This is a genomic window from Peribacillus sp. SIMBA_075 (assembly GCF_046534585.1).
The window spans coordinates 1-239 of record NZ_JAWRYN010001512.1; the positions used below are offsets into that span (position 1 = coordinate 1).

Sequence of the window (239 nt, forward strand, 5' to 3'; positions counted from 1 at the left end):
CGTATCCCCTTCGTGAATATCATAAAAAACCGTTGTATAGGAATCCGCCGTTTCAAATAAGTCATACTCATCGCGCGAGTCGAGAATATACTGCACACGCCCTTTTTGCAGGCTCGTCAGCGGTGTCCCGAACAGCTCGCGCACTTGCGCTTTGGTCGAATCCATCGAAAAGCCTTCCGTAGAAGAGATGAGATCCTGATTGGTGAACATGCCATTGACTTCCCCGTTGCCATCGTAGG

General features: G+C 49.8%; 1 protein-coding gene. It reads right to left on the minus strand.

The annotated features are described in order from the left end of the window. A partial coding sequence (locus SB775_RS33465) for a CAP-associated domain-containing protein (protein ID WP_410865606.1) occupies nt 1–239 on the minus strand: 239 nt, incomplete at both ends.